Below are 9,023 nucleotides of genomic sequence, written 5' to 3' on the forward strand. Positions count from 1 at the left end.
ACTCAGGAAATACCGGGTTTTTAATTCTCATGTAACCCACATTCTCGCTTCAAGCCAAAAAAACGGGTTTGTTCTTCACTCATGCCCGGTTCCCATTTTTGAGTTGTATGGATGTCACCAACAGAGAGATAACCCTGTTCCCATAATGGATGATATTCCAAGCCATGTTTTGTCAGATATTGATGCACACGCCGGTTATCCCAGTCGATAATCGGCAAAATCTTAAATACTCCCCGCTGTACAGCTAAAACCGGTAATTTTGATCGACTTTCAGATTGCTGACGGCGTAAACCAGCAAACCAACTTTGTGCTCTCAGATTTTTCAAAGCCCGATTCATTGGTTCAACCTTATTAATCTGATTGTAACGCTCTATTCCCTCTACGCCTTGCTCCCACAATTTCCCATAGCGAGCTTCCTGCCAGGCCGGGGAATGCTCAGCACTGAATACTTGCAAATTCAGTTTCAGTTGCGTTGTGAGTTTATCTATGAATTGATAAGTTTCAGGGAATAGATAACCGGTATCAGTAAGTATGACCGGAATATCAGGATATTCTTGTGTCACTAAATGAAGACATACCGCCGCCTGAATACCAAAACTGGAGGAAAGAACAAACTCCCCTGGCAAATTTTCCAATGCCCAGTTTACTCTCTGGTGAGCATCCATCATTTCAAGCCGAAGATTAATCTCAGCCAGTGATTGCTCTTGTTGTTCAGCAGTCATACTAACACATTGAGATAAGCTGAATTGGCTCATACCGCCTCCTGCCAATCGTAAAAATCGCGGGCTGAATCCAGTACCGGCTTGATAATATCCGTGCGGATCAGGAAATCACCAAAACCTTCATTTGGCTGCCGACCTGTCGCCCAACGCCCAATAAGTTCATCCATGATGGATAAAATCGCTTGTGAGCTGATATTTTCTTTATACATGCGTGGAATACGGGTACCAATCCGATTACCACCAAGATGAAGGTTATAACGATCAAGCGCTTTGCCAACTAGCCCTACCTCCGCCAACATCGCTCTAGCACAACCATTCGGACAACCCGTCACCCGCAAAACAATATGTTCATCACCAATACCGTGTTTATTCATCAATTGTTCAACATGAGTGACAAACTCCGGTAAAAAACGTTCAGCCTCAGCCATTGCCAATGGGCAAGTTGGGAAAGAGACACAGGCCATTGAGTTTTTACGCTGAACTGTGGTTTTATCGTCAATCAATCCATGCCGACGGGCGATAGTTTCAATGCGTTGTTTCTCACTTTCAGGAATACCAGCAATGATTAAGTTCTGATTGGCCGTCAGGCGAAAATCCCCTTTATGTATTTTGGCAATTTCAGCAACACCGCTTTTCAGCGGCTTGCCGGGGTAGTCCAAAAGGCGACCATTCTCAATAAACAGTGTCAAATGCCATTTATCATCGATACCTTTCAGCCAGCCAATTTGATCACCACGACCAGTAAATTCATAAGGTCGGATTGCCTCAAATTTCACGCCAGCGCGTCTCTCTACCTCTGCTTTAAAAGTCTCAACACCAACCCGCTCCAACGTATATTTGGTTTTGGCATTTTTACGCTCAGTCCGGTTACCCCAATCACGCTGAGTTGTCACCACAGCTTCCGCAATTGCCAACGTATGCTCAAGCGGGATATAACCAAACTCACTCGCCATACTTGGATAGGTATTTTTATCACCGTGAGTCATCGCCAAACCACCACCCACCAACACGTTAAAACCAACCAACTTGCTACCTTCTGCAATAGCAATAAAATTCAGATCGTTGGCATGCAGATCAACATCATTCTGTGGAGGAATAACTACCGTGGTTTTGAATTTACGCGGCAAATAAGTCGAGCCAAGAATCGGCTCTTCATCGGTCGTTGCGACTTTTTCTTTATCCAACCAGAGTTCAGCATAAGCACGGGTACGTGGCAGTAAATGTTCTGAGATTTTCTTCGCCCATTCGTAAGCTTGCTGATGTAGCTCTGATTGAATAGGATTCGAGGTACAAAGCACATTGCGATTAACGTCATTCGCCGTCGCGAGCGAATCCAGCCCAACTTGATTCAGCAATTGATGCGCAAGTTTTACTTTCCCTTTTAAAATGCCATGAAATTGAAATGTCTGGCGGTTAGTCAACCGGATACTGCCATAAAGGGTATTCTCTTCAGCAAACTTATCAATGCCCAACCATTGCTGTGGCGTAATCACGCCACCCGGCAGACGGCAGCGCAACATTATTGCATGACGTGGCTCCAGCTTTTGCTCAGCACGTTCAGCACGGATATCACGATCATCCTGCTGATACATGCCATGAAAACGAATCAACAGGAAATTGTCCCCTTCAAAACCTCCCGTCAAGCCATTAGTTAAATCTTCACTGATCGTACCTCGCAGAAAATTACTCTCCTGCTTCATACGCTCACTGTCAGCCAGTTTACCTTCGACAATCAAAGGACCATGTTGTTTATCGTTCATTAGTACACATCCCTCTGATAACGGCGCTCAAAGCGCAGTTCACTTAAGAATTCATCTGCCTGTTCGGTATCCATGCCGCCATGCTCAGCAATAATATCCAATAACGCATGTTCCACATCTTTTGCCATGCGGTTTGCATCACCACACACATACAGATGTGCACCTTCCTTAATCCAGCACCATACCGCTTCACCCTGCTCACGCAGTTTGTCTTGGACATAAATTTTATGCTGCTGATCACGGGACCATGCCAGATCAATACGGGTTAACAGGCCATCTTTGACATAACGCTGCCACTCCACTTGATAGAGAAAATCTTCAGTAAAATGTGGATTACCAAAGAACAGCCAATTTTTCCCTTCAGCGCCATCAGCTTCCCTTTGCTGCATAAATGCCCGAAATGGTGCAATTCCGGTTCCCGGCCCAATCATGATGACAGGCGTGCGTGGATCGGCAGGCAGACGAAAATTATCGTTATGCTCAATAAAAATACGAATATCACTATTTTCCTGTAAGCGATCTGCCAGATAGCCGGATGCACCGCCAGTGCGGGCCCGTCCGTCAATTTCATAACGAACCACACCAACTGTAAGATGAACTTCATTTTCCATTTCTGCCTGAGAAGAAGAAATTGAATAAAGTCTTGGTGTCAAAGGCCGTAGCAAATCAATAAATTGCTGCGCCTCTGGTTGAGAAGCCGCTTCCCTTATCATATCGGCAATCGGCTTGTTGTGAGCGTATTGTTGTAATGCTTGTTTATCAGCAATCAAAGAAAGTAATTTTTCATCTTTCGCGAGAACGGCGTATTTTTCCACAATCACACTGGTATTTTGGGTTAGCTCAACATGGCTGATCAGCGCTTCTCTCAATGACAATTTCTGACCATTAACCTCAACTTGTTCTGTTCCCTGCAACCAGAGCAAATTCAACACTTCATCCACCAGCTCCGGATCATTTTCAAACCAAACACCCAAAGCATCACCTGGCTGATAACGCAAACCTGAATCACCCAGATCAATTTCAATATGGCGAATATCTTTATCAGAACCACGACCCGTTATTTTCTGGCAAGTAGCTAAAGCCGCAATCAATGGTGCCTGTTTAGTATAAGAAGTTGAAAAAACTTCATTTACCGATCTGTCCTGTGCAGAAGTAATCTCAGTTCCTGTCTCAGTTGGAATACGCTGTTTCAGGATTCCAGTTAATTGTTTACGCCACTGATCCGCAACCTGCTGATATTCGACATCACCATCTACACGCTCCAGAAGCCGTTGAGCGCCTAATTCATTCAGACGATTATCGAAATCTTTTCCAGCCTGGCAAAATCGCTCATAAGAGGTATCACCCAGACCAAAAACCGCAAATACCGTATCATTCAGCTTCGGCGCCTTTTTAGAATAGAGATATTTATACAATGCAACCGCTTCCTCAGCAGGTTCTCCTTCACCTTGGGTAGAAGCAATAATTATCAGTATCTTTTCTTGAGCAATTTGTTTGAATTTATAATCACCGGCATTGAATAGATTGACATTGAGTTTCTGTGCCAACAAATCCTCACGGAGCTGCTCAGCTAAACGACGAGCATTACCGGTTTGTGAAGCTGAAATTAATGTAATCGTCTCCTGTGCCGGAACCGCCGGAACCACAGCCTGAACCTGTGGTTGTTGATTCACCATTCCCCAAAAATAACCAGACAACCAGGCTAATTGAGTTGGTGAAAAATCCCCAATCTCCGATTGCAAACGCACTAGCTGTTCAGGTGAAACCGGAAGAAGTGAAATTGAAGGTGGTTTTATGCTCATGTCCTGTGCTGCCCTTTACGATTACCAATGTCCGTTATTTTTAGTAGAAAAAATAAATAGGGATGGTTTGTAAGGTTATCTCAGCGACTTGTGACTATTTAAAGAAACTATCGCAATATCAAATAACCAAAACGCCTAACCATATTTACAGATTTAATATATCTATAAAACAGTTAATAAGAGCAATAGCAAAAAAATGAAAAAACCAAGTTTAATTCAGAAGATCGGGTAGAATAGCGGGTTTTTTGAAGTCAGGGAGAACCACTATGAGCACAACGATTTTTAAAGATTTTCAGTTTGAAGCTGCCCACCGTCTGCCACATGTCCCAGAAGGCCATAAATGCGGTCGCCTGCATGGACACTCATTTATAGTACGACTGGAAATTACCGGGGAGGTCGATCCTCATAGTGGCTGGATTATGGACTTTGCCGATTTAAAAGCCCTATTCAAGCCTGTTTGGGAACAGCTAGATCACCATTACCTGAACGATATCCCTGGACTGGAAAATCCAACCAGCGAAGTATTGGCAACCTGGATTTGGCATAAAGTTAAACCAATAGTTCCACAACTCAGTGCCGTTATGGTGAAGGAAACCTGTACTGCGGGATGTATTTTCCGCGGCAAATGAAACAACTTACTGCACCAGGAAACCTCCAGTGCAGTAAGCTTTTCTCAGGCGATATTCAAATATTTATGTGTTTGCATAGAAAATCGCCAATTACGGGCAATACAGGTTTCAATACATAAACGGGTAGCTTCTTCTTTCTGGCTAATCGGTTGCAATGCAATAATACGTGATGAGTTGTCATTTAATGTCGCTAATAACTCATCCAATGCTTCAATATCCCTTTCCCTCGCAACTGGATATTTTATTTCATTAGCTCTCTGCAAAGCCTGCTGCAATATCCGGTAACCACCACGCATGTTAACTTTTGGTGAAACCGTCACCCAAGTAGCAGCAGAACATTTAACATGATACGTACCACTGGTTTCTATCTGGCATTGGTAGCCAAGACTTTCTAACTCTTCGGTCAGAGGAATAAGATCATAGAGACAAGGCTCACCACCAGTAATAACAACGTGGCGTGCGGTATATTTCTGTTGAACAAACAGCGCTGTAATTTGCTTAGGAGAAGCTTCACTCCATTCATTGCTTTCACTCGTCTTCAGCAAAATTGTTTCCAATGTCCGTTGCTTTTCCACTTCTTTCTCCCAAGTGTGTTTAGTATCACACCAGCTACAACCAACCGGACACCCTTGTAGACGAATAAAAATTGCCGGGACGCCGGTAAAAAAACCTTCTCCCTGCAATGTCTGGAATATTTCGTTAATCGGGTAAAACATACAAATCTCTGGTTTCATTAGGCAAGGGCGCATTATTGCAGATATCTATCCCTCGAACATCAATCTTTATGATAAGGTACGGGGTTTGCTTCGCTTAGCTAACATGCGACTTGTCGAGGCATTGTGTGCTTAAAATATATCTAGCACTGAGAAAGTGACAGGAATAAATAATGCAGAATAATGAAACTCAGCTGAAACGGGGTCTAACCGGGCGGCACATCCGCTTTATGGCATTAGGCTCCGCAATAGGCACAGGGCTGTTCTATGGCTCCGCAGCTGCTATTCAGCAAGCTGGACCCGCCGTATTACTCGCCTATTTAATCGGCGGTGCTGCCGTATTTATGGTGATGCGTGCATTAGGTGAAATGGCTGTTCACCATCCAGTAGCCGGTTCTTTTTCACACTATGCCAGCCATTACCTCGGACCTTTAGCCGGATTTCTAACCGGATGGAATTATATATTCGAAATGCTGATCGTCTGCCTGGCTGACGTTACTGCATTTGGTTTTTATATGAAGCTCTGGTTCCCTCATGTGGAACAATGGATCTGGGTACTAAGCATTGTCTGCTTTATTGGCGCAATTAATCTTTGTCATGTGAAGATTTTCGGTGAAATGGAATTCTGGCTTTCGATTGTGAAAGTCACCGCAATTATCGCTATGATTATCGGTGGCATGATTATCATGATCTATGGATTCGGCCAAGAAACAGATCATGCAACCGGCATTGCCAGTTTGTGGGAATATGGCGGTTTTATGCCTAATGGCATCAGTGGTGTGATAGCGTCACTCGCTATTGTGATGTTTGCTTTTGGTGGTATTGAAGTCATTGGTATTACTGCCAGTGAGGCCAAAAACCCCGAGAAAACAATTCCAAAAGCAATCAACGCTGTCCCTTTCCGTATTCTGCTGTTCTATGTACTGACTCTGTTTATTTTAATGTGTATTTATCCGTGGAATCAGATCGGTCAAGAAGGTAGCCCATTCGTACAGATTTTTTCTAGCTTGGGTATCAATTCTGCTGCCAACATTCTCAATATTGTAGTGATTACTGCCGCAATTTCAGCAATCAATAGCGATATTTTTGGTGCTGGTCGTATGATGTACGGCATGGCCCAAGAAGGACAAGCGCCTAAATCATTCACCAAGCTGAGCCGTAATGGCGTACCCTGGATGACTGTAATCGTTATGTCAGCAGTTCTCTTAATTGGCGTTATACTCAACTATATGATTCCGGAAGAAATTTTCGTTATCATTGCCTCTATCGCGACATTTGCTACTGTATGGGTATGGTTAATGATCCTACTTTCTCAGGTTGCTATGCGCCGCAAAATGAGCAAAGAAGAAGTTAAGACCTTGAAATTCCCCGTACCTATGTGGCCAATAGCGCCAGCATTAACCATTATCTTTATGGTATTTGTTATTGTATTACTGGGCTATTTCGAGAAAACCCGCATTGCATTAATTGTGGGAATCACATGGGTAATCTTATTATCAATCACCTACTTCTTTAGCAAAAAGAAAAATATTTCTCAAATCCATCAGATAAATAAATAATTTTCATTCATAAAAAATGCCAGATTAATCTGGCATTTATTTTAATTTACCCAAATGAAATATATTTAATATTTATCTCAATATAACTTACACATATTAATTAAAATAATTTATATATTATTTTAATAGAAATAAATTTTATTTTTAAAATATAAACCCATCAAAACAGATAATAAACAGTTACAATAAAGTAATAATGATATAATGTTTTTTCAATGAATTAAATAAGAATTTAATTCATAAAAAATAGATGGATATATTCTTATAATAAAGAGTTAATAAAAATTCACAACAAGAGGATTATGATCGGAGGCATCAGTAGGTATCACAATAGCATTAGCGATATTCAACTCTCGGTAAAAAATAAAATCTAAAGGTCTACCAAATGCGATTGTTCGATAGTCATCAGTAAAAGATACTTCTTCAAGGTGTAAATATCTGGTAAAACGTTTTAAAGCATTTAATCGTTGCTTACTCCATGCATTAAAATCACCAGCCATAATGACTGGGCCATTATGTAAACGAACATGAACACCAATATTATTCAACTGGCGGCTATACACATCCACACCAAAACTGAAATTTATCGCATGCACATTAATAACCATTAACTGACGATTATCTTGTAAAAGATAAACAGTGATGAGAGCGGACTTAGATAAACGTAAAAGAGGCTCTTTCTCTCTCAATGGGCAACAATAGACAGGATGAGAAGTTGCTAACGTCATTACACCAGAGGGGTGTTGTGGTAATAGAAATGCGGGAACTTGATCAGATATTAGGTAATTTGAGGTAGCAAATTCAACTAAATCAGGAGTTGTCTGCGCTTCTTGTAATAAAATCAACTGGCTTTCGTTAGTCAGCTCTTTCAGAACCTTTCGCCATGAAGGACGCTGCTGTTTATAGATATTCCATACAACAACCCTAAGCTCATTTGTACCAGTGATCAAAGGAGTACCTACAGGTAATGTATTCCCAAGCTGATGAGTCGACATAGGAAAGACACGTTCAACAGGTTGTCCAGCAACATATCTTATCGCATAGGTTTTTTTTACCACGTAAAAAACCTCTTAAGTACAAAATAACTATAAAAACTATCCGATTCTATCAAATATAATAAGGTAATTATTGATTTTAATACTCATAAACAGCAAAAAACCCTGAAATTTCTCTCAGGGTTTTCTCTGCAAATTAAGGTGGCGGTGCGGACGGGGCTCGAACCCGCGACCCCCGGCGTGACAGGCCGGTATTCTAACCAACTGAACTACCGCACCACCGAATTCTCTTTGATTTATATCGCTGTTACGACATAAAACTTAAATATCAAGCTTGGCAGCTTACAAACGGCTTTCCTGCCGTTTGCTCTTCGGGCCGTCGCCCCTCGCGACGTTCAAATCCGTTCCCGACGGAGTTACCCTACTCGCTACCACTGGGGCCTTGTATTGCTTTTCTATCGCCATACAACGCAAAATTAAAGCCTGGCAGTGTCCTACTCTCACATGGGGAGACCCCACACTACCATCGGCGCTACGGCGTTTCACTGCTGAGTTCGGCATGGGGTCAGGTGGGACCACCGCGCTATCGCCGCCAGGCATATTCGGTTTTCTTCCGGCCGTTGTCGCTCTTCTGCCACAACCACCCGAATCAATCTCTGAACAAGCTGAAAACTCATCTCTCTTCTGTCAACCGGCTTCTGCCGGCTGCCCTCTGAACACCAAAACACCTTCGGTGTTGTAAGGTTAAGCCTCTCGGTTCATTAGTACTGGTCAGCTCAATGCATCGCTGCACTTACACACCCAGCCTATCCACGTCTTCGTCTTAAACGTTCCTTCCGTGAC

The 9,023-nt window shown here is 42.6% G+C and carries 7 protein-coding genes, 1 tRNA gene and 2 rRNA genes; 2 read left to right on the plus strand and 8 right to left on the minus strand.

Features of this window, described 5'->3' with window-relative positions; all coding sequences use genetic code 11:
• Positions 1-20 precede the first annotated feature (20 nt).
• Genes AACQ38_RS15845 through cysJ form a run of 3 tightly spaced genes read right to left on the minus strand, consistent with a single transcriptional unit; the run spans position 21 to position 4,284 of the window.
• Positions 21-755, minus strand: a complete 735-nt coding sequence (locus AACQ38_RS15845) for a phosphoadenylyl-sulfate reductase (RefSeq protein WP_011145081.1) — start codon at positions 753-755, stop codon at positions 21-23.
• Positions 752-2,482: an assimilatory sulfite reductase (NADPH) hemoprotein subunit gene (cysI, locus tag AACQ38_RS15850; protein WP_165578569.1), complete on the minus strand. Its 1,731-nt coding sequence runs from the start codon at positions 2,480-2,482 to the stop codon at positions 752-754. The genes AACQ38_RS15845 and cysI overlap by 4 nt, the downstream gene beginning before the upstream one ends.
• Complete coding sequence (gene cysJ / locus AACQ38_RS15855) at positions 2,482-4,284, minus strand: NADPH-dependent assimilatory sulfite reductase flavoprotein subunit (RefSeq protein WP_165578570.1); 1,803 nt, start codon at positions 4,282-4,284, stop codon at positions 2,482-2,484. The genes cysI and cysJ overlap by 1 nt, the downstream gene beginning before the upstream one ends.
• A gap of 266 nt (positions 4,285-4,550) precedes the next feature.
• Here cysJ and queD point away from each other — a divergent pair, with 266 nt between their 5' ends.
• Positions 4,551-4,913, plus strand: a complete 363-nt coding sequence (gene queD, locus AACQ38_RS15860) for a 6-carboxytetrahydropterin synthase QueD (protein ID WP_011145078.1) — start codon at positions 4,551-4,553, stop codon at positions 4,911-4,913.
• Positions 4,914-4,957: 44 nt separating this feature from the next.
• Here queD and queE read toward each other — a convergent pair whose 3' ends face one another.
• Positions 4,958-5,629, minus strand: coding sequence for a 7-carboxy-7-deazaguanine synthase QueE (gene queE / locus AACQ38_RS15865; RefSeq protein WP_113026084.1), 672 nt, complete (start codon positions 5,627-5,629; stop codon positions 4,958-4,960).
• 170 nt (positions 5,630-5,799) lie between these two features.
• On the opposite strand from queE, the gene AACQ38_RS15870 reads away from it, so the two are divergent.
• Positions 5,800-7,185 (plus strand): amino acid permease, encoded by a 1,386-nt coding sequence (locus tag AACQ38_RS15870; RefSeq protein WP_058589764.1) that lies wholly within the window; start codon positions 5,800-5,802, stop codon positions 7,183-7,185.
• A gap of 275 nt (positions 7,186-7,460) precedes the next feature.
• On the opposite strand, the gene AACQ38_RS15875 is transcribed toward AACQ38_RS15870, so the two are convergent.
• The 4 genes from AACQ38_RS15875 to AACQ38_RS15890 form a co-directional block, all read right to left on the minus strand.
• Positions 7,461-8,243 carry an endonuclease/exonuclease/phosphatase family protein gene (locus tag AACQ38_RS15875; RefSeq protein ID WP_011145075.1) on the minus strand — a complete coding sequence of 261 codons (783 nt, stop codon included), beginning with the start codon at positions 8,241-8,243 and terminating at the stop codon, positions 7,461-7,463.
• 139 nt (positions 8,244-8,382) lie between these two features.
• Positions 8,383-8,459: transfer RNA gene (locus AACQ38_RS15880), tRNA-Asp, on the minus strand.
• Positions 8,460-8,661: 202 nt separating this feature from the next.
• Positions 8,662-8,777, minus strand: a 5S ribosomal RNA gene (gene rrf, locus AACQ38_RS15885).
• 143 nt (positions 8,778-8,920) lie between these two features.
• A 23S ribosomal RNA gene (locus AACQ38_RS15890) occupies positions 8,921-9,023 on the minus strand; the annotation flags it as partial.

Source organism: Photorhabdus sp. RW14-46, assembly GCF_963887965.1.
GTDB lineage: Bacteria > Pseudomonadota > Gammaproteobacteria > Enterobacterales > Enterobacteriaceae > Photorhabdus > Photorhabdus laumondii.